15 protein-coding genes are annotated in these 20,168 nt (G+C 66.1%); 9 read left to right on the forward strand and 6 right to left on the reverse strand.

Annotated features, from left to right (window positions below):
• Positions 1–22: 22 nt before the first annotated feature.
• The 4 genes from BTO32_RS08470 (at position 23) to BTO32_RS08485 (ending at position 4,655) form a co-directional block, all read left to right on the forward strand.
• Positions 23–784: an SDR family NAD(P)-dependent oxidoreductase gene (locus BTO32_RS08470; protein WP_076724206.1), complete on the forward strand. Its 762-nt coding sequence runs from the start codon at positions 23–25 to the stop codon at positions 782–784.
• A gap of 23 nt (positions 785–807) precedes the next feature.
• Entirely contained in the window at positions 808–1,959 is a 1,152-nt protein-coding gene (locus BTO32_RS08475) for an acyl-CoA dehydrogenase family protein (RefSeq protein ID WP_076724207.1), read from the forward strand.
• 21 nt (positions 1,960–1,980) lie between these two features.
• Positions 1,981–3,162: an acetyl-CoA C-acyltransferase gene (locus tag BTO32_RS08480; protein ID WP_139339047.1), complete on the forward strand. Its 1,182-nt coding sequence runs from the start codon at positions 1,981–1,983 to the stop codon at positions 3,160–3,162.
• A gap of 149 nt (positions 3,163–3,311) precedes the next feature.
• The gene (locus BTO32_RS08485; RefSeq protein WP_076724209.1) at positions 3,312–4,655 is read left to right on the forward strand and encodes a sodium-dependent transporter; all 1,344 of its coding nucleotides are present in this window, start codon (positions 3,312–3,314) and stop codon (positions 4,653–4,655) included.
• 40 nt (positions 4,656–4,695) lie between these two features.
• Here the strand turns inward: BTO32_RS08485 and BTO32_RS08490 are convergent, their stop codons facing one another.
• Complete coding sequence (locus BTO32_RS08490; protein ID WP_076724210.1) at positions 4,696–4,974, reverse strand: ACT domain-containing protein; 279 nt, start codon at positions 4,972–4,974, stop codon at positions 4,696–4,698.
• Entirely contained in the window at positions 4,971–6,671 is a 1,701-nt protein-coding gene (ilvG, locus tag BTO32_RS08495) for an acetolactate synthase 2 catalytic subunit (protein ID WP_076724211.1), read from the reverse strand. Before ilvG ends, BTO32_RS08490 begins: the two co-directional genes overlap by 4 nt.
• Positions 6,672–7,001: 330 nt before the next feature.
• Between ilvG and BTO32_RS08500 the strand changes: the two genes are divergently transcribed.
• Positions 7,002–8,084, forward strand: coding sequence for an efflux RND transporter periplasmic adaptor subunit (locus BTO32_RS08500; RefSeq protein WP_076724212.1), 1,083 nt, complete (start codon positions 7,002–7,004; stop codon positions 8,082–8,084).
• 3 nt (positions 8,085–8,087) lie between these two features.
• Positions 8,088–11,162, forward strand: a complete 3,075-nt coding sequence (locus BTO32_RS08505; protein WP_076724213.1) for an efflux RND transporter permease subunit — start codon at positions 8,088–8,090, stop codon at positions 11,160–11,162.
• Between the two features lie 12 nt (positions 11,163–11,174).
• Here BTO32_RS08505 and BTO32_RS08510 read toward each other — a convergent pair whose 3' ends face one another.
• Positions 11,175–12,800, reverse strand: coding sequence for a methyl-accepting chemotaxis protein (locus BTO32_RS08510; protein ID WP_076724214.1), 1,626 nt, complete (start codon positions 12,798–12,800; stop codon positions 11,175–11,177).
• A gap of 73 nt (positions 12,801–12,873) precedes the next feature.
• Here BTO32_RS08510 and BTO32_RS08515 point away from each other — a divergent pair, with 73 nt between their 5' ends.
• On the forward strand, positions 12,874–13,644 hold the full coding sequence (locus BTO32_RS08515) for a pseudouridine synthase (RefSeq protein ID WP_076724215.1): 771 nt from the start codon (positions 12,874–12,876) through the stop codon (positions 13,642–13,644).
• Here BTO32_RS08515 and BTO32_RS08520 read toward each other — a convergent pair.
• From BTO32_RS08520 to BTO32_RS08530, 3 genes are all read right to left on the reverse strand, one after another.
• The gene (locus BTO32_RS08520; protein WP_076724216.1) at positions 13,626–15,125 is read right to left on the reverse strand and encodes an amidase; all 1,500 of its coding nucleotides are present in this window, start codon (positions 15,123–15,125) and stop codon (positions 13,626–13,628) included. The two genes, BTO32_RS08515 and BTO32_RS08520, sit on opposite strands and share 19 nt — an antisense overlap.
• An 84-nt stretch (positions 15,126–15,209) precedes the next feature.
• The gene (djlA, locus tag BTO32_RS08525) at positions 15,210–15,989 is read right to left on the reverse strand and encodes a co-chaperone DjlA (protein WP_076724217.1); all 780 of its coding nucleotides are present in this window, start codon (positions 15,987–15,989) and stop codon (positions 15,210–15,212) included.
• 44 nt (positions 15,990–16,033) lie between these two features.
• Positions 16,034–17,320, reverse strand: a complete 1,287-nt coding sequence (locus BTO32_RS08530) for an MgtC/SapB family protein (protein ID WP_076724218.1) — start codon at positions 17,318–17,320, stop codon at positions 16,034–16,036.
• Positions 17,321–17,609: 289 nt separating this feature from the next.
• Here BTO32_RS08530 and BTO32_RS08535 point away from each other — a divergent pair, with 289 nt between their 5' ends.
• Complete coding sequence (locus BTO32_RS08535) at positions 17,610–19,097, forward strand: SulP family inorganic anion transporter (protein WP_076724219.1); 1,488 nt, start codon at positions 17,610–17,612, stop codon at positions 19,095–19,097.
• 74 nt (positions 19,098–19,171) lie between these two features.
• Positions 19,172–20,023, forward strand: coding sequence for a universal stress protein (locus BTO32_RS08540; RefSeq protein ID WP_084206814.1), 852 nt, complete (start codon positions 19,172–19,174; stop codon positions 20,021–20,023).
• The last annotated feature ends 145 nt before the right edge of the window (positions 20,024–20,168 follow it).

Raw genomic sequence — 20,168 nt, forward strand, 5'->3', positions numbered from 1 at the left:
TCGATAACAAGGAGAAAAATCGATGGATTTCAAAAATGTAGCCGCCATCGTTACCGGTGGCGCCTCTGGTCTGGGCGAGGGCGCGGCCCGAGCCCTCGCCGCCGCCGGCTGCAAAGTCGCGATCCTGGACCTGCAAGAGGAACGGGGTCGTCAGGTCGCCGCCGATCTCGGCGGCCTTTTCGTTCACTGTGATGTGACCTCCCCCGAAAGCGCCGAAGCGGCCCTGGCCGCGGCCCGCGAGGCCCATGGCCCCTGCGGTGTCGCCGTCAACTGCGCCGGCATTGCCCCGGCCGCCCGGATTCTGGGCCGGGACGGCGTCATGCCCCTGGACACCTTCCGCACGGTGGTTGAGGTCAACCTCATCGGCACCTTTAACATCCTGCGTCTGGCCGCCGCCGATATGGCCACCCGCGAGGCCAATGCCGACGGCGAACGGGGCGTGATCATCAACACCGCGTCCATCGCCGCCTACGAAGGCCAGATTGGCCAGGCCGCCTACAGTGCCTCGAAGGGAGGCGTCGTCTCCCTGACGCTGCAGGCTGCCCGGGAGCTGGCCCGGGAGGGCATTCGTGTCAACACCATCGCACCGGGCCTGTTCATGACGCCGATGATGGCTGGCATGCCCCAGGAGGTCCAGGACAGTCTGGCGGCCACCCTACCGTTCCCGAAACGGCTGGGCCGACCCGAGGAGTTCGGCCTGATGGTGGATCAGATCGTGCGCAACCCGGTGCTCAATGGCGAGGTGATCCGCCTTGACTGCGCCCTGCGCATGGCGCCCAAATAACCCGTCAACCGCAGGTGATCGTGATGACACAGGCAGTGGATCAAGAAGAGCTGGCGTTGTTTCGGGAGTCCGTGGTCAAGGCCCTGGAGACCGAAGTGACGCCCCATTACGAGCAGTGGGAAAAGGCCGGCATCGTCCCCCGCGAACTCTGGCAGACGCTGGGCAACGCCGGCATGCTGTGCGTGGATGTGCCCGAGGCCTGGGGTGGCTGCGGCGCGCCCTTCCTGTATTCGGTGGTGGTGGGGCAGGAAATGGCCCGGCTCGGTTTCGGGGCCCTGTCCACCAATGTGATGGTGCATTCGGACATCGTTGCGCCCTATATCAGCCATCTGGGCAATGACGAGCAGCGCCGGCGGTGGCTGCCGGCCATGGTGTCCGGCGAGGTGGTGGGGGCCATTGCCATGACCGAGCCCGGGGCCGGCAGCGACCTGCAGGCGATCCGGACCACGGCGGTGCGCCAGGGTGACGAGTACGTCCTGAACGGCTCCAAGACCTTCATCACCAACGGTCAGCACGCGGACATGGTGATCGTCGCCGCCAAGACCGACCCGGCCGCCGGGGCCAAGGGCATCAGCCTGTTCCTGGTCGACACCTCCCTGCCCGGATTCAGCCGCGGCCGCAATCTGGACAAGATCGGCCAGCACTCCGGTGATACCTCCGAGTTGTTCTTCTCCGACCTGCGGGTGCCGGCTTCGGCGCTGCTGGGGGAGGAAGGCCAGGGCTTCATCTATCTGATGCGGGAATTGCCCAGAGAGCGACTGGTGATCGGCGCCCTGGGGGTGGCCGCGGCCCGTGGCGCGCTGGACCTGACCCTGCGCTACGTACAGGAGCGGGAACTGTTCGGCCAGAAGCTGGCGCAGTTGCAGAACACCCGCTTCGAGATCGCCCGCATGGAGACCGACTATCAGGTGAACCGGGCGTTCGTGGACGAATGCATCGCCAAGTACGAAGCCGGCACGCTGGATGCGCCCACCGCCTCCATGGCCAAGTACAGCGCCACCGAAATGCAGTGTCGGGTGGCGGACGGCTGCCTGCAGCTGTTCGGGGGCTACGGTTACACCACCGAGTACCCGATTTCCCGGGCCTTCATCGACGCCCGGGTGCAGCGGATCTACGGCGGTACGTCGGAAGTCATGAAAGAAATCATTGCCCGCTCCGTTCTGGGCCGGGCCTGAGGCATTGAGAGAGGATAGATGATGAGCACCAACGACGTTGTGATTGCAGGCTCTGCGCGTACCCCGATGGGGGGGCTGATGGGGTCACTGAGTAGCGTACGCTCGCCGGAACTGGGTGCGGTCTCGATCCGCGCCGCCATTGAGCGCGCCGGCCTGACGCCGGCCGACATTGACGAGGTGGTGATGGGCTGTGTCCTGCCCGCCGGCCTGGGCCAGGCGCCGGCGCGTCAGGCTTCCAGAGGTGCCGGCGTGCCGGACAGTTCCGGCTGCACCACGGTCAACAAGATGTGCGGCTCCGGCATGCAGGCGGTGATCATGGCCCACGACCAGATCAAGGCCGGCACCAATAACATCATGATCGCCGGTGGCATGGAGAACATGAGTCAGGCCCCGTACCTGCTGCCCAAGGCCCGTGGCGGCATGCGGATGGGCCACGGCCAGGTGCTCGACAGCATGTTCCTGGATGGCCTGGAAGACGCCTACGAAGGCGGACTGATGGGCGTGTTTGCCCAACGCACCGCCGACAACGAAGGCATTACCCGGGAGGTGATGGACGAGTTCGCCATCGGCTCCCTGACCAAGGCCCTGGACGCCATCAAGAACGGTTGGTTCGAACCGGAAATCGTGCCGGTCACGGTGCCGGGCCGGGGAGGCGAGACGGTGGTGGATACCGACGAACAGCCGGGTAATGCCAAGCCGGAGAAAATCCCCCATCTCAAGCCGGCGTTCGCCAAAGACGGCAGCGTGACCGCCGCCAATTCCAGCTCCATCAGCGATGGCGCTTCTGCGCTGGTGCTGGCGTCCGCAGCCGAAGCCGAGGCCCGTGGTCTGACGCCCCAGGCGCGCATTGTGGCCCACGCCACCCACGCCCGGTTGCCGGCGGAGTTTACCCTGGCGCCCATCGGTGCCATCGAGAAGGTGTTGGCCAAGGCGGGCTGGAGCGTCGACGAGGTGGATCTGTTCGAGATCAACGAGGCCTTCGCGGTGGTCACCCTGGCGGCAATGAACGCGCTCAAGCTGCCGGCGGAAAAGGTCAACGTCTACGGCGGCGCCTGCGCGCTCGGCCACCCGATCGGGTCCTCCGGTTCCCGCATCCTTGTCACCCTGATCAACGCCCTGAAACAGCGGGGTCTGAAGCGTGGTGTGGCGTCCCTGTGTATTGGCGGTGGTGAGGGCACCGCAGTCGCGATCGAACTGATCTGACGCGACGGCTCGGGCCGGGGGGGGGCTCCGGCCCCATAACCGTCTCCAATCGTGCCCCTCAAATGCCCGGATTGACCCCGGTCATGCGTCTACCTCGTTAATTTGTTAGCCTCCCAATCCTATGTGCCGGTCAGGAAAAGGAGGCCACCTTGGCAAAGCGTCACGAGTTTATTGACGAATCCAGAAAGCAATGGAGTTCCGAGCCGGCGTTCGTTGCCTCCATGGCGGCCGCGGCGGTTGGGCTCGGAAACCTCTGGCGTTTCCCCTACATGGTCGGAGAGAACGGCGGCGGAGCGTTTGTCGTGGCGTACCTGCTGGCGCTGGTGGTGGTCGTACTGCCGATCATGATTCTTGAAGTGGCCGCGGGCCGGCTGTCCAAGGGCAGCAGCGTTCATACCTACCGGCAGGTCAACCGGTTTGGCGCGGTGTACGGCTGGTTTGTTGTGGCCATCACCACCGCCATCACCAGCTACTACCTGGTGATCACGGGGTGGACACTCGGCTACGCCGTAGATGCTGCCACCGGCAATTTGCGAGCGTTTGGCGACTTCACCGCCGGGTACAACTCGCTGTGGTATTTCGTCTTGGTGACGGCGCTTGGCGCGGTCATTCTGGCCCGGGACGTGACCGCCATCGAGTGGTTGTCCAAACTTCTGATGCCAGTGTTGATCGTCGTGATGATCGGCCTGGTGTTTCTGGCCAGCCGAACCCCGGGCTGGGAGCAAACCAAAGTGTTCTTTTTCCGGGTGGACTGGAGCCGCCTGACCGATGGTACGCTCTGGGCATTTGCCTTTGGTCAGGCCTTTTACAGCTTGGCCATCGGCCAGGGCTATCTCGTCACTTACGGCAGCTTCATTCCCCGGCAAACCCACGTTCCCAGAGCCTGTCTGATTGTGGCCGGTACAGAAACCAGCGTCGCGCTGCTGGCCGGCTGGATGATCTTTCCGTTTGTGTTCAGCCTGGGCATGGCGCCGGCGGAGGGCAGCCAGCTCGCCTTCGTTACTCTGCCTCGGGTGTTTGAGGGCATGGCCGGCGGCTACTGGATCGGTACCTTGTTTTTCGGATTGTTCTTTCTGGCCGCGTTCAGCTCGAGCCTGGCCGGTCTGAAAGTGATGGTTGCCGCGGTAGCGGAGGAATTTCGGCTGAGCAACGGCCAGGCGGTAGCCATTGTTACGCTGGTTATGCTGGTGCTCGGCACCGCTTCGGCGCTGAGTTTTACGCCGCTGGAATGGCGTATTGCGGGTGAACCGGTGCTGGATGTGATTGACCGTGTCGCTGGCGGCAACGTCATCATATTCTCCGGTGTGCTGGGGGCGGCCCTGTTCTGCTGGTTCATCCCGCCCGGGAAAATCCGGACCGTCCTGGGCACCGAGACACGGTGGTGGGAGTGGCGGATGTATCTGATTGGCCGCTACCTGCCTGTGGCCATGCTGCTCTGGGTGGTGGTGAGCTACGCACTGTCACAGGTTGGGGTCGTTCCCGCCCCCCGGTAAAGACGACGCGGCGCCGTCTGTATTGGGGGCGGTACCGGGTTCAGGCGGTGCGGGGCCGGGCCAGTGACGGCATCGCCAGACAGACCTCGGCAACCGAGTGCAGCTTTTCCAGTTGCGCCTGCAACATGGCAATAGGGCGCGCTCCTTCCAGCGTTAACGCAATCTCCAGGTGGTCACCGGCGGTGTGTACAGCCATCTGGTGAATGCGGAAGCCGCGCACCCGCACCACCTGGCACAACCGTTCCAGCGCGGCGGCTTCCTGGGTCATACGGCAATGGATCTGGTAACTGGGGGCGGATGACGGATTGTGGGTGTTCATGCAACTTGCTCCTTACTGGCGTTGGTGGTGCGTCGGGGTTGGTCGATCATCTCGCGGTTGCTGGCGCCGGGCTTGACGATGGGCCAGACGTTGTCCTCGCGGGCAATGGCCACATGCAGCAGCATCGGTCCCCGGTAGGCCAGGATGGTCTCGATGCCACGGCGGATCTGATCGGTGCGTTCGATGTGCAGGGCCGGAATGTCGAAGGCCCGGGCCATGGCGACAAAATCGGGGTTGTCGTCCAGGTCGATCTGGCTTTCACGGTTGTTGTAGAACAGCTCCTGCTGCTGGCGGACCATGCCCAGGCACTGGTTGTCCAGAATGATCAGCTTGACCGGCAGCTGGTAGCGCCGGATGGTGGCCAGCTCCTGGGCGTTCATCATGAAGGAACCGTCGCCGCTGACGTTGATCACTGTGGCCTGGCGGTCGGCGAACTGCGCGCCGATGGCCGCCGGCAGGCCGAAGCCCATGGTGCCGAGGCCGCCGCTGGTGAGATGGTGGCGCGGATGGTCGAAACGGTAGTGCTGGGCAACCCACATCTGGTGCTGGCCTACGTCGCAGGCAATGAGGGTGTCGTCGGGAGCGATCCGGGACAGTTGGCGCACGAACGCCGGCCCGGTGATGGGGGCGTGCGGCTCCTCGTTGTCCGCCGTGGCAAAACCACCGGTGGTGCGCCATTCCCGGCATTGTTTGCGCCACGGCTCAATGGCCAGAGGTGTTTGCCGCAGGGCCTCGGTGAACGCGCCCAGGATGGCATTCAGGTCACCGCGCAGGGCGACGTCCGCCGGGCGCAGCTTGCCGATTTCGGCGGCGTCCGCGTCGATGTGGATCAGCCGGGCGTTGGCGGCAAACCCGTCCAGCCGGCCGGTGGCGCGGTCGTCCAGCCGGGCGCCGATCACCAGCAGCAGGTCGCATTCGTCCACCGCCCGGTTGGCGGCGCGGGAGCCGTGCATGCCCAGCATGCCCAGATCGTCCGGGTTGTGCTTGCCGGCGTTGCCAATGCCTTTGAGGGTGGTGACGCCGGGCAGCCCGGACGCCTCGGCGAAGGCGCGGAAACTCGCTTCCGCGTGCGCCAGCGACACGCCACCACCGCTGTACAGCAGCGGCCGGCGGGCGTCGCGCAGCAGCGCCAGGGCCTCGCGGATGTCCGGGCAGGCCGGTTCCGGCCGCGGGGGACGGGCGGGTGCCCGGGTCTGTACTTCGGCCAGCAGAAGGTCCTTGGGAATGTCGATCCAGACCGGTCCCGGCCGGCCGCTCTGGGCCAGGTTGATGGCGTCCTCCAGAATGCCAGGCAGGGCGTTGGCGTCTTCCACCAGGTAGCTGTGCTTGACGATGCCCAGGGTCATGCCCAACACGTCGGTTTCCTGGAACGCGTCGGTGCCGATCAGTGGTGCCGGTACCTGGCCGGTGATGACCAGCAGTGGCACCGAGTCCCGGTGGGCGTTGGCAACGCCGGTAATCAGGTTGGTGGCACCGGGGCCGGAGGTGGCGATGCACACGCCCAGCCGGCCGCTGGCCCGGGCGTAGCCGTCGGCGGCCAGGGCACAGGCCTGCTCGTGGCGGCACAGCACGTGTTCCACCCCCACATCATCCACCAGGGCGTCGTAGAGCGGCATGATGCAGCCGCCGGGGTAGCCGAACACGGTGGTGATCTGGTGGCGGTGAAACGCCTCGAGAATGTGCTGTGCGCCGTTCATGGTCGTTTTTCCTTTTTCTCTGCCGCAAAAAGCGAAGCCCCCGGGACCTTGCGGTGCCGGGGGCTTCTGGTGTCTCGTCGGGTTTCTGTTATTTCAACCGTTTGTCCACGCAAAAGCCCCCGGATGGCACCACGACCACCAGGACAAGCTTCACAAGGACCACAACCACGTTGAAATTCATGAAATCGACATTCCGTTCTGAATTCGTCAGATCAATGTGTGTAGAATCTAACCCACGTTTTTGGCCGGATGCAACCGCTTTCCGGCGTTTTTTTCACCGGCGGGCGGATGGCCCGCCGTCATTCATCGTGCAGGCGTGGCGAGAAATCTATGACGAGGGCGAGATGGGGCAGCCTGGGGCTGGCCCTGCTGGTGGTGGTTTTGCTGGTTGTATGGATGGCGACGGGCGACCTGAAGGAGGCCTCGCGGGAGCCCCCGGAGCCTGCCCCCGCCGCCACGCGGGAACCGACCCGGGTCCAGGTGTCGACGGTATCGGCCCAGACCTATGAGCCGGGCATCTGGCTGCAGGGGCAGCTGGAACCCTGGCTGGCGGTGACCGTCAGCGCCCAGGTGTCGGGCACGGTCACGGAGATTCCGGTGGCCCTGGGGGAGACGGTGGCCCGGGGCCAGGTGCTGGCGCGGCTGTCGGATGACGGCCGTTCCGCCGTGGTCGAGCGCTGGCAGGCCCGGGTGCGCAAGCTGGAGGCGGACGTGGCCGCCGCCCGCCGCCTGCGTTCGGACAATTATACCGCGCAGAGCGAACTGCTGAATCTGGAAAGTGAGCTGGCGGCGGCCCGGGCGGAACTGACCGCGGCCCGGCTGGCGGTGGCGCACCTGTCGCCCACGGCCCCGTTCGACGGCATCGTCAATGCCCGGGCCGTCGATCCGGGGAGCCTGGTCCAGGTGGGTTCGCCCCTGTTCGACCTGGTGCGCATTGACCGTCTCAAGGCCACCGGCCAGGTGCCGCAGTCGTCGGTGGGTCAAGTGTCGGTGGGGCAGGCGGTGACGGTCCAACTGCTGGACGGGGACTTGCTGCATGGCACGGTGACCTTCGTGGCTGCCGCCGCCGACCCCGAGACCCGCAGCTTCCCGGTGGAAGTGGCGGTGGACAACCCGGACCTCAAGCGGGTGGCGGGCGGCTCCGCGAGCCTGCGAATCGCCCTGCCGGAGGTGCGGGCCCTGTTCCTGTCACCGGCCTATCTGAGCCTCGATGACCAGGGCCGGCCGGGGGTGAAACACGTGGCTGGCGACAACCGCGTGGTGTTTACGCCGGTGCGCCTGCTGAGCGTCGCCACCGACGGCGCCTGGGTGGCCGGCTTGCCCGAGGAGATCCGCCTGATCACCCGGGGGGGCGGTTTCGTCCAGGCGGGTGAGCGGGTGACGCCGGTGGACCTTGCGGATGACCGGGGCTGAACCATGCGCGCCTTGATTCTCGCGGCCATGAGCCGCAGCCGCACGACCCTGCTGACCTTGCTGTTCCTGATCCTCGGCGGGATTGCCGCGTTTGTGAGCATCCCGAAGGAAGCCAACCCGGACGTCACCATTCCGATGATTTACGTTTCCATGACGCTGGAAGGCATCAGCCCGGAAGACGCGGAGCGTTTGCTGGTGCGGCCCATGGAACAGGAACTGCGTTCTCTTGAAGGCATCAAGGAAATGCGGGCCAACGCCTCGGAAGGGTATGCGTCGGTGATGCTGGAATTCGACGCCGGCTTCGATCCAGACAAGGCGCTGCAGGACGTGCGTGAGAAGGTGGACACTGCCCGCAGCAATCTGCCGGACGAAGCGGATGAACCCCGGGTTCACGAAATCAACGTGTCGCTGTTTCCGGTCATGTCCATCGGGCTTTCCGGCCCACTGTCGGAGCGGGAGCTGATCACCATCGCCCGGCGCCTGCAGGATGCCATTGAAGCGATTCCCGAAGTGCTCGAGGTGGACATCGGCGGCGACCGGGAAGACCTGCTGGAAATCGTGGTCGATCCCCAGGTGCTGGAAAGTTACGGCATCGACTTCGATCAGCTGGCAACCCTGGTGACCCGCAACAACCAGCTGGTGGCGGCGGGCTCCCTGGACACCGGCCATGGCCGCATGGCGCTGAAAGTGCCCGGGGTGATCGAGAACATCGAGGATGTCATGTCGATGCCGGTGAAGGTATCCGGTGATACCGTGGTCACCTTTGGCGATGTGGCGATGCTCCAGCGTACCTTCAAGGATCCGACCGGCTTCGCCCGCATCAACGGCGAACCGGCGCTGGTTCTGGAGGTGTCCAAACGGTCCGGCGCCAATATCATCGAGACCATCGCCAAGGTCCGTGAGCTGGTGGAGCAGGCCCGCCCCCGGTTGCCGGACACCCTGGACATCCGCTACATCATGGATCAGTCGGAGGAGGTCCAGGACATCCTCCGTGATCTGCTCAACAATGTGCTCACCGCCATCGTGCTGGTGATCGTGGTGGTGATCGCCGCCATGGGGCCGCGTTCGGCGCTGCTGGTGGGGCTGACCATCCCGGGCGCGTTTCTCACCGGCATCCTGGTGATCTGGAGCCTGGGGGTCACCCTCAACATCGTGGTGCTGTTCAGCCTGATTCTGGTGGCCGGCATGCTGGTGGACGGCGCCATCGTGGTGTCGGAACTGGCGGACCGGAACCTGTCGGAAGGCCGGACGGTCCGCGAAGCCTGGAGCGAGGCGGCCATCCGCATGGCTTGGCCGATCATCGCTTCCACCGCCACCACCTTGGCGGTATTCGTGCCGCTGCTGTTCTGGCCCGGGGTGGTGGGCGAGTTCATGAAGTTCCTGCCGATGACCGTCATCATCTGCCTGGCCGCCTCCCTGGCCATGGCCCTGGTGTTCCTGCCGGTGCTGGGCGGCATCAGCGGCGGCCGGCGACCCCGGGCGTCGGCGGCCCCGGGACTCTGGACACGGCGTTATCGGGCGCTGCTGGCAGCGCTGCTGAACGCACCGGGGGTGACGCTGCTGGGCGCGCTGACGGTGATCGTCCTGATCTACGCCGCCTACGGCCGCTTCAACCACGGCGTTGAATTCTTCCCGAGCGTGGAACCGGATTCGGCCCAGGTGCAGATTCGCGCACGGGGTGACCTGTCGGTGTGGGAGCGGGACGCCATTGTCCGGGACGTGGAGCAGCGCCTGCAGGGCATGCCCGAGGTGAAAGCGTTGTACGCCCGCTCCATGGTGACCGTCAGCACCCAGATGGCGCCGGACGTGATCGGTGTGCTCCAGTTCCAGTTCAACGACTGGTATACCCGGCGCCCGGCCAGTGCCATTCTGGAGGATTTTCGGGCGCGCACCCGGGGCATCCCCGGCATTGAGCTGGAATTCCGGGAACAGGAAGATGGCCCGGCCGAAGGCAAGCCCATCGAGATTCGCATCGGCAGCCGGGAAAACGACGCCATGAATGGCTACGTGGATCGGGTCGAGGCCAGGATGCGTGACCTTGGCGGCTTCGTCGACATTGAGGACGACCGCAGCCTGCCGGGCATCGAGTGGCGCCTGAAGGTCGACCGGGAGGCGGCGGCCCGGTTCGGCACCGACGTGCTGAGCATCGGCAGCGCGGTGCGGCTGGTCACCAATGGCCTGGTCATCGCCACCTATCGCCCCGAGGACGTCCGTGACGAAGTGGACATCGCGGTCCGGGTGCCGAACCGCTGGCGGGCGTTGGATCAGCTGCAGCGGCAGACCCTGAACACCTCCCGGGGGCAGGTACCGCTGGCCCAGTTTGTCACCCTGGAGCCCGGTGACAAGACCGGCAGCATTGTCCGCGTGGACGGCGTGCGGACGGTGACCATCCAGTCCAATCTGGCGCCGGGGCGTCAGGTGGAAGAACGGCTCCGGGCCCTGGCCGCCGAACTGCCGGATCCGCCCGATGGCGTCACGGTGACCTTCGCCGGCGAGAGCGAGGACCAGCAGCAGGCCGCGTCGTTCCTGGGCTCGGCTTTCCTGGTGGCCATCGGCCTGATGCTGCTGATCCTGGTGACCCAGTTCAACTCCCTGTATCAGACCTTCCTGATCCTGTCTGCCATCGTCCTGTCCACCGCCGGCGTGCTGATCGGCCTGCTGGTGACCGGTCAGCCGTTCGGCATCGTCATGGTCGGCATGGGCATCATCGCCCTGGCGGGCATTGTGGTGAACAACAACATCATTCTGATTGACACCTACAACCAGATGCGTCAGGACGGCATGCCGGCCTACGAGGCGGCGCTGGAAACCGGCTGCCTGCGCCTGCGCCCGGTGCTGCTGACCGCGGTCACCACGGTGCTGGGCCTGATGCCGATGGTGCTGGGCGTGAACGTCGACCTGCTGACCCCGTCACTGGGGCTGGGCGCGCCGTCGACCCAATGGTGGACCCAGCTCTCCAGCGCCATCGCCGGAGGTCTGACCTTCGCCACCGTGCTCACCCTGCTGCTGACCCCGGCCCTGCTGGTGCTGGGGGAGAAAGCAGGGCAGGGGATGCGTCGCCTGTGGGGGCGGGCTTAGGGGAGGCCGGGGTTACTGGCGGATTCGGCTGGCCAGTTCGTGGGCGCCTCGGGCCATGGCCTCCAGTTCCGGAACCGAGCGCAGATTTTCCTCGGCGGCCTGGTGCATGGCTTCGGAGAGTTCCGCCACTTCGGTGATGTTGCGGTTGATGTCCTCGCTGACGCTGGTCTGTTCCTCGGCGGCGGTGGCGACCTGGGTGGTGGCGTCGTTGACCCGGGCCATGCGCTGGTTGATGTCCCCCAGGGTTTCCCGAACCGTCTCCACCGTTTCGCCACTTTCCCGGGCCACGATTTCGGAGGCCTGCATATAGTCGGTGGCGTCCTGGGAGGCCGCGGCGATGGCTTCGATGATTTCGTCGATTTCCACCGTGGCCTGCTGGGTCTTGGCGGCGAGGTTGCGCACTTCGTCCGCCACCACCGCGAAGCCCCGTCCGGCCTCGCCGGCGCGGGCGGCTTCGATGGCGGCGTTGAGCGCCAGCAGGTTGGTCTGGTCGGCGATTTCCCGGATCACCTGCATGACGTCGCCCACCCGCCGGCCGTCGCTGGCCAGCCGGTTGACGGTTTCCGCCGAACTGCGGATCTGGGTCGTCAGCCGGTTCATGCTGTCCACCGCCCGGTGAATCTGGCGGTCGGCTTCTTCGGTTTGGGCGGTGGTTTCCTCCACCTGGGCGGCCACCGAGGCGGCGTGCTTGGCAACGTCCTGGGCGGTCGCCGACATTTCATTCATGGCGGCGGCGACCTGGTCGATGCGCTGGTGGGCCTGGTCGGACAGCCGGGACACCTGGTCGGCGTTGCGGCGGATCAGGTCGCCGGTGCGGGCGAGCTGTTCGTTGTTCCGGGTCATCAGGCTGCCGGTTTCGGACATGAATCGGTGCAGGGCACGGGCGGTGTCCGCCAGACGTCCGAGCTCGTCCTGGCGCTGGAGGGTGACCGGTTGGGTCAGGTCGCCCTGGCCCAGGCGGTTCATCTGGGCGATCAGCTGTTGTGCGGGCCGGACCACGGAGCGCATCAGGACGATGACGCAGGCCAGGGTGCCCAGCAGGATGGCGAGGAACATCAGCACGCCGTTGCGGGTGGCGTCGGCGGCTACGCGGTTGTTCAGGTGCTCGGCCCGGGCCATGCCGAGGTCGCGGATGCGTGCGGCAGCCTGTTCGATCAGCTGGGCGGGTTCGCGGTCGATGCCGGTCACTGCGGCGTCGCCGGCGGCGGGGCGGTAGCCGGCGTCCACGAACGCCTGGAAGCCGCTCCGGTAAGCGTCGCCCATCTGCCGGTGGGCGCTTTGAAAACGGCTCATCAGCTGCCGCGCCTCGGGGTCGGTCAGCTGCGGAATCAGGCGTTCCAGCCGGGCCTGGATCCGGCTTTCCTGTTCCTGGAACTGCCCCCAGTACTTCTGCCGCCGGCTGTCGTCGGCGCCCCGGAGCAGCACGTTCTTCCATTCCTGCACCTGGGTCTTGAATGCCACCAGGATGTCCTGGGCTTCCAGGGCCAGGGGCATCTCGGCACCGGCCAGGCGGCTGTAGTCGTCGTTGGCGTCCAGGGCGTTTTTAAGACTGTAGCCCGCGGCAAGGGCAACCACGAGGTTGGTGGCGATTACGATGGTGAGCACCCGGTTCAGGATGCTGCGAAAATACCAGTTCATCCGGTGTGTCCTGTGATGGCGTGTAAACAGGGGGTATTATCCACAAATTCTGAAACGCGTCTGTTGGGGTTTTATGACGTTGGGTGAGGCATTGGCGGGAGGCCACGGTGACAATCCGCTGGCGGAACTGTATCGGGACGAGGCGCTGCTGATCGTGCACAAGCCGGCCGGTCTGTTGGTGCACCGCAGCCCGATCGACCGCCATGAGACGGAGTTCGCGCTGCAGTATGCGCGATCACTGAACGGGGGCCGGCGGGTGTACCCGGTCCACCGGCTGGACCGGCCCACGTCCGGTGTGTTGGTGTTCGCCCGGGATCCGGACACGGCCCGTGCTCTGGGGCAGGCGATGATGGCGGGGCGGGTGCGCAAGACCTACCTGGCCGTGGTGCGCGGCTGGCCAGCAGCATCGGGGGTGATCGACCATCCGCTGCGGGATGAACCGGAGGACCGGCGCCTGAAGGACCGGGCGCAGACGGTCCGGTCTGCGGTGACCCGGTTCCGGACCCTGGCGACCACTGAGATTCCGGTGGCCATCGAAACCTATCCCACCAGCCGCTACGCTGTGGTGGAACTGTTCCCGGAAACCGGTCGCAAACACCAGCTGCGGCGCCACATGAAACACATCAGTCACCCCATCATCGGTGACGCCAATCATGGCCGTGGCCGGCACAATCGCTACTTCGCGCAGCGGTTTGGCGAGGGGCGGCTGATGCTGGCGGCCACCCGCATCGAGTTCGAGCATCCACGGGATGGCCAGTGGCTGTCGGTGTCGGCTCCGCTGGAGGCCAGCTTTCGGCGGGTTCTGGAGATTTTCCCCGGGTTTTCCTATCCGCCATCCCCGTGAGCCGGTTCGGCCCGGCCGGGGCTCCGGTGCCCGGTCTCCCCGCCGGTGGCCCAGAGCGACGGCCAGGGGACGTCGGCTTCCAGGGCATAGGCCAGTTCCAGCAGTGTCCGCTCGCCGCCGTGTGGCGCCATGAACTGGATGGCAACGGGCAGCCGGTCGTCGGTCAGGCTGGCGGGCAGGGCGATCGCGGGGGCACCGGTGGCGTTGGCCAGGGGCGTGAAGCCCACGTAGCGGGTCAGTCGCTCGAACAGGGTGTCGAACGGAAGGGTGGGTGCCAGGTAACCGAGTGGGGGCGTGACATGACCCAGCACCGGGGTCAGGACCGCATCGAACCCAGCCATGGCCCGGGCGTAGGTTACCCGGGAGTGTCTCAGGCGCCAGAGGGCTGCGGGCAGTCGCCAGAAGTTTGCCCGGAAACGCCGGTCCAGGCCAAGGGTCAGGCCGTCGACCCGGTGCTTGTCGAAATCCGGGGCCAGCAGCGTGCGGCCCCGGGCCCGCACGCCGAAGGCCAGCATCGCCCAGTACAGCGCGAAGTCTTCCGGGAAAGACGACGGGACGGGCACGGCCATGGGCTCCAGTCGGTGGCCCAGGCGCTCCAACTGGCGGGCGGTGCGCTCCACCGCTGCCCGGGTGACGTCGTCGGTGCGGTGGCCGTTGATGGAGTCAATGACCAAGCCTATCCGGAGCGTGCGGCGGGGAGGGCCGAGGACGGTACCGACCGGGGGCAGCGCCGGATTTCGGTAGCTTCGCTCTGCCTGGGCCAGGAACTGGGCGGTATCCCGGACGGTGCGGCTGACGATGCCATCGGCGATGATGGCGATGGGCAGGGCCGCGTTGGCCTCGTTATCCACCAGTCGGCCCCGACTGGCTTTCAGACCCACCAGGCCACAGCAGGCGGCGGGGATGCGAATCGAACCGCCGCCGTCGTTGGCGTGGGCCACCGGCACCACGCCGGCGGCCACCAGTGCCGCCGAGCCTCCGGACGAGGCGCCGGTGGAATAGTCCAGGTGCCAGGGGTTGCGGGTCGGCGGCGCATGGGCCGGTTCGGTGGTGGCATTGAAACCGAATTCCGGCAGGCTGCTCTTGCCCAGGCACAGAAAGCCCTGAGCCAGCATCTGTCGCACGAACGGGCTGCTGTCGCGGGCCGGATGGGGGGGCACGGCGGCGGAACCGTGCCGGGTCGGCAGCCCGGCGAGGTCCAGGTTGTCCTTGATGTAGGTGGGCACGCCCAGAAAAAAGGGGGCGTCGGCCGGCGGCGGGCGTTGGTCGAGTCGCGTCGCGGTGGCCAGCGCCTGTTTGTGGTTCCGGGCGACGATGGCGTGCAGGTTCGGGTCGACCCGCTCGGCCCGGGCGATGGCGGCCTCGGTCACTTCCCGCACCGACACTTGGCGCCGGCGGAGTCGCTCGGCCAGGGCGGTGGCGTCATCGAGGCCGAGGGCGTCGTCGGTAAAGGCGGATACGGTCTTGGATGGGGCCGGCATGTGAAACGCTCCCTGTGGCTGTGCGCTCCACTTTACCCCGGCCCCGGCGCCAGGCTCATGTCATTTCGGGTAGATGAGCCGGGCCTAGGAGGCCTTCCGGCGCGCGTCCTTGATCACGTCGTAGGCGTGGCTGATTTCCCGGGTGCGCTCCTCGGCCAGTTCCCGCATGCTTTCCGGCAGCCCCTTGCCGGCCAGTTTGTCCGGGTGGTTCTCGCTCCTCAGTTTCCGGTAGGCGCGCTTAACCTCGGCATCGCTGGCGGACGGGCGAACGCCCAGCACTTTGTAGGCATCCTCCAGTTGCTGCGAGTGGGAACGGCCGCCGCTGCCGGACTGACCGGCGTAGGCGCCCCTCAGCATGGCCTCGAGCTGGTCCACCTGGCTTTCCGGCAAACCCAGGCGTCGGGCAATGCGCACCAGCATCTCATGCTCCTGGGGGTGGACCACACCATCGGCCGCCACCGCCGATACCTGCACCTGCAGGAACATCTGCAGCAGCGCCGGCTGGCCGCCGCAGGCCCGCAGGAAGCGATCCAGCTCCGCGTCCAGGTCGAAGCCCGGGGATTTACCCCGGTTGAATGCCTGCTTGGCCGCTTCCCGCTGCGTGCCGTCGAGACGGAATCGCACGAACATGGCCTCGGCCATCTGGATTTCGTCCCGGGTGATCACACCATCGGCCTTGCACAGGGCGCCCATGACGGAAAACACCGACTCCAGGAAATGGTTTTGCAGGTCCCGAATCTTGCCGACCAGCCGGGACTTGGCCTGGTGCAGGAAGAAGGCACCGAGGGCGGCGCCGACCAGGAAACCGGGGAAACGACCAAAGGCGTAACCAATCAGGCCGCCGAGGAACATGGCTAATAGCATCAGGATGTCCTTGCTCTAAAACACAACTGCCAACTATACGTGGTTCATGCCGCCTGGAACCAGGCCACCGCCAGCCCCGCCGAGAGTGACACCAGCATCGGCCCGGCCACCATCAGACCGGTTCGGCGATTGCCGACTCCCCAGGCCAGCGCCGTTTTCACCAGGTTGTTGACGGTGGCGGCGATAACGATCCCGATCACCGCCGTTTCCATAGCCAGGGACTCGGTGGACATACGGGTCAGGGACAGGGTGATGGCGTCCACATCGGCCATGCCGGAGCTGGCCGCCAGTACGTAGATGCCGGTGTCTCCCAGCCCGCGCTCCAGCCATTCGCCGAGTACCAGTATGGCGGTCAGCAACAGGCCGAACATCAGTGCCGAGGTGAGTTCCAGCGGGTTCTGGCTGAGCCGGGGCTGGGACACCTGGAGCTCTCCGGCGTGCCGGCGCCAGATGACGATCGCCGGTCCGTACAGCAGCACCGTCATCACCGCCACCGGCCAGGCCAGCTGTGGCAGCAGCTCCCGGTTGATGATGAAGCAGAACACCAGAATGCGGGGAAACATGGTGCCGCAGGCCAACAGGATTCCGGCCGCGAACTGTGGGCTCAGTTCCGGCACCCGGGCCGATTGCCGGGCAAAGTGCAGAGTCAGCGCGGTGGAAGAGCTCAAGCCGGCGAACAGGCTGGTGAACAGGATGCCCTTGCGCGCGCCCGCCACCCGGATGGCGAAATAGCCGATGAATGACACCGAGGCGATCAGCACCACCATCCACCAGATTTCCCGGGGGTTGAGTACGCCGCCGGGCCCCAGCCGCGCGTCCGGCAACAGCGGCAGCATCACCACTGAAATCAGCAGCAGCTTGAGCGCGGCGTCCAGCTCGTGGGCCTTGAGCTTGCGGACCCAGCCGTGGATCTCCGGTTTGTTGTCCAGCACGATGGCGGTCACCACTGCGGCGGCGGTGGCCATCACTACGTCCACCGCCACCGCAATGGCACCGAAACAGAAGGTCAGTACCATGCCGACGGTGCTGGTGATGCTGAAGTTGCGGATGTGCTCCAGACGCTCGCTGTAGGCGACGATGCCCATGGCCACCACCCCGAGCAGCAGCACCGGAAACGCCCAGGGTGTGACCTCCCGCGCCAGGACCGCCGAGATCCCGCCCAGCAAGCCGATCAGGGCGAAGGTGCGGATGCCGGCGATGCGCTCGCCGGATTTCTGGTCGCGGGTGTCCCAGCCCCGTTCCAGACCGACGATGGCACCGAGCAGCAGGGCCACGGCCAGGTTCAGGGTGTCGCGGTTGGTGGCGAGGAATTGGCTGGCGACGTCGTCCATGGTGGGCGCGGGCTCCGGTTCACCGGGTGGGGTCGGGGTGGGGCGGGTGGCATCCGCCTCCGTTCAGCACGGAGTGTTACCGAAATGACGATGGTTTGCCAGCCTGGCGGGCGCGCCTTACGTTTGCCGGCGCCTTCTGGTAAGCTTCGCGCCCCTCGACCGGCGGCCCCTGGCGTTGTCATCGGCCCGTCCGTCGAGTTCCCCGAAGGCTCCCCACCGGCTGCCGGCGCCCGGGCGCGGCCATGCGGTCCGGTTGCTTGTTGTCGCTAGAAAACGGATCCCCCAAGCTATGGTGAACACCCTCAAGACTCAGTGGTTTTCCAACATCCGTGGCGATGTCCTAGCCGGCATTGTCGTGGCCCTGGCCCTGATACCGGAGGCCATCGCCTTTTCCATCATTGCCGGGGTTGACCCCAAGGTGGGGCTGTACGCCTCGTTCTGTATCGCCGTGGTGATTGCCTTCGCCGGCGGCCGGCCGGGTATGATTTCCGCCGCCACCGGGGCGATGGCGCTGCTGATGGTGACGCTGGTCCGGGAGCATGGATTGCAGTACCTGCTGGCGGCCACCCTGCTGACCGGGGTTTTCCAGATCCTGGCCGGATACCTCAGGCTGGGCGGGCTGATGCGGTTTGTTTCGCGTTCGGTTGTCACCGGGTTCGTCAACGCGCTGGCGATCCTGATTTTCATGGCCCAGCTGCCGGAGCTCACCCATGTGACCTGGCACGTCTACGCCATGACGGCGGCCGGTCTGGGCATCATTTACCTATTCCCGAAAGTGCCGGTGGCGGGTCGACTGGTGCCGTCGCCTTTGGTCTGCATCGTGTCGCTGACCGCCGTCAGCATGGCCCTGGGCCTGGACATCCGGACGGTCGGGGATATGGGCGAGCTGCCCGACACCCTGCCGGTATTCCTCTGGCCGGACGTGCCCATGAACCTGGACACCCTGTGGATCATCCTGCCCTATTCCCTTGGCCTGGCGGTGGTCGGGCTGCTGGAAACCATGATGACCGCCACCATTGTCGACGACCTGACCGATACCCACTCCGATCGCAACCGGGAGTGCAAGGGGCAGGGCCTGGCCAACATCGCCGCCGGTCTGCTCGGTGGCATGGCCGGCTGCGCCATGATTGGCCAGTCCATCATCAACGTGAAGTCCGGTGGCCGTACCCGGCTGTCCACGCTGACCGCCGGTGTGGTGCTGCTGATCATGGTGCTGGTGCTCGACGACATCCTGGTGCAGATTCCCATGGCGGCACTGGTGGCGGTGATGATCATGGTGTCCATCGGCACCTTCAGCTGGGGTTCGATCCGTGACCTGAAGCGCCATCCGCTCTCCACCAACGTGGTCATGGTGGTGACCGTGGCGGTGGTGGTGGCCACCCATAACCTGGCGTTCGGGGTTCTGGCGGGCGTGCTGCTGGCTTCGCTATTCTTTGCCAACAAGGTGGGGCATTACCTGGTGATTGCTCCGGAGTGGGACGAGGCAAGCCAGACCCGCACCTACCGGGTGGTGGGTCAGGTGTTCTTTGCCTCCACAGAGAAATTCCTGGCCGCCTTCGATTTCCGGGAGGCGGCGGAGCGGGTGGTCATCGACCTGAGCCGTGCCCATTTCTGGGATATTTCCGCGGTGGCGGCGCTGGACAAGGTGGTGATCAAGTTCCGCCGGGAAGGCGCGGACGTGGACGTGGTCGGGCTCAACCAAGCCAGCGCCACCATCGTCGACCGCTTCGGCGTGCATGACAAACCCGGAGCCGTCGAACAGCTGATGGGGCACTGAGCCGGGGATTTCCGGGCGCAATGTGCCCGTGGTTGCCATACTGGCAGAAACGGACAAATGTGAGGCTAGGTAGTATGTTGCAGGTTGTGGCGTGTGTCGACGGTTCGCGGGCGGCGCCGGCGGTGTGTGATTACGCGGCTTGGGCGAGCCGGCATGTGGGGGCGCCCCTGCTGCTGTTGCACGTTCTGGACGAGGCCCGGTATCCGGTGGAGCCGGACCTGGCTGGCAGCATTGGCCTGGGCAGTCGCGAGCAGCTGCTGCATGAGCTGGCCGAGCTGGACCGCCGCCGTGCCAAGCTGGCCCTGGAACACGGCCACCATCTGCTGGAAGAAGCCGAACGCCGGGTACGTGCCGCCGGGGTGGAGGCGGTGACCCGTCGCCAGCGCCATGACTCCCTGCCGGAATCACTGCTGGCCCTGGAGGATCAGGCCCGGCTCCTGGTCATGGGGTTGCACGGTGAAAGCAGCTCCGGGGCCGACAGCCACGTCGGCAGCCAGCTGGAAACGGTGATCCGCAGCGTACACCGGCCGATCCTGCTGGTGCCTGACGAGTACACGCCGCCGCGCAGCGCCATGTTCGCCTTCGACGGCAGTGCCACCGGCTTCCGTGCCGTCGAGCTGCTGGCCGCCAGCCCCCTGCTGAAGGGGCTGCCGCTGCATCTGGTCATGGTGGGGCCGGATACCGGCGATCGCCGGGAGCAGCTGCAACAGGCCCGGACGCGGCTGTCCGACTGGCAGGCGGAATTGACCCTGGCCATCCGCCCCGGCGATGTCGAGCCGACCCTGCATGCCTATCAGGAGGAACACGACATCGATCTGCTGGTGATGGGCGCCTACGGTCACTCGCGCCTGCGTCAGTTCCTTCTGGGCAGCACCACGACCACCATGCTGCAGACCGCTACCCGTCCTCTCGTGATCCTGCGCTGAGCCTGCCTGCTAACCCTGGCCGGGCGTCCATGTCCGGCTATGGCTCCGATTAAGAAAAACAACCGCGCCTCCGCCGATTTTTCACTATCTTTTAAAAGATAGGTTGACCGTGATTCATCGTAGCGATGTGTCCGTACGCAAACCG

The sequence above is a fragment of the Marinobacter lutaoensis genome, from assembly GCF_001981305.1.
Classification (GTDB): Bacteria; Pseudomonadota; Gammaproteobacteria; order Pseudomonadales; family Oleiphilaceae; genus Marinobacter; species Marinobacter lutaoensis.

What these genes read in the sequence shown, in the direction of transcription:
- BTO32_RS08470 (WP_076724206.1), top strand. Translation starts at nt 23, where the DNA reads ATGGATTTCAAAAATGTAGCCGCCATCGTTACCGGTGGCGCCTCTGGT.
- BTO32_RS08475 (WP_076724207.1), top strand. Translation starts at nt 808, where the DNA reads ATGACACAGGCAGTGGATCAAGAAGAGCTGGCGTTGTTTCGGGAGTCC.
- BTO32_RS08480 (WP_139339047.1), top strand. Translation starts at nt 1,981, where the DNA reads ATGAGCACCAACGACGTTGTGATTGCAGGCTCTGCGCGTACCCCGATG.
- BTO32_RS08490 (WP_076724210.1), bottom strand. Translation starts at nt 4,974, where the DNA reads ATGAACACCCACAATCCGTCATCCGCCCCCAGTTACCAGATCCATTGC.
- ilvG (WP_076724211.1), bottom strand. Translation starts at nt 6,671, where the DNA reads ATGAACGGCGCACAGCACATTCTCGAGGCGTTTCACCGCCACCAGATC.
- BTO32_RS08500 (WP_076724212.1), top strand. Translation starts at nt 7,002, where the DNA reads ATGACGAGGGCGAGATGGGGCAGCCTGGGGCTGGCCCTGCTGGTGGTG.
- BTO32_RS08505 (WP_076724213.1), top strand. Translation starts at nt 8,088, where the DNA reads ATGCGCGCCTTGATTCTCGCGGCCATGAGCCGCAGCCGCACGACCCTG.
- BTO32_RS08510 (WP_076724214.1), bottom strand. Translation starts at nt 12,800, where the DNA reads ATGAACTGGTATTTTCGCAGCATCCTGAACCGGGTGCTCACCATCGTA.
- BTO32_RS08515 (WP_076724215.1), top strand. Translation starts at nt 12,874, where the DNA reads ATGACGTTGGGTGAGGCATTGGCGGGAGGCCACGGTGACAATCCGCTG.
- BTO32_RS08520 (WP_076724216.1), bottom strand. Translation starts at nt 15,125, where the DNA reads ATGCCGGCCCCATCCAAGACCGTATCCGCCTTTACCGACGACGCCCTC.
- djlA (WP_076724217.1), bottom strand. Translation starts at nt 15,989, where the DNA reads ATGCTATTAGCCATGTTCCTCGGCGGCCTGATTGGTTACGCCTTTGGT.
- BTO32_RS08530 (WP_076724218.1), bottom strand. Translation starts at nt 17,320, where the DNA reads ATGGACGACGTCGCCAGCCAATTCCTCGCCACCAACCGCGACACCCTG.
- BTO32_RS08535 (WP_076724219.1), top strand. Translation starts at nt 17,610, where the DNA reads ATGGTGAACACCCTCAAGACTCAGTGGTTTTCCAACATCCGTGGCGAT.
- BTO32_RS08540 (WP_084206814.1), top strand. Translation starts at nt 19,172, where the DNA reads ATGTTGCAGGTTGTGGCGTGTGTCGACGGTTCGCGGGCGGCGCCGGCG.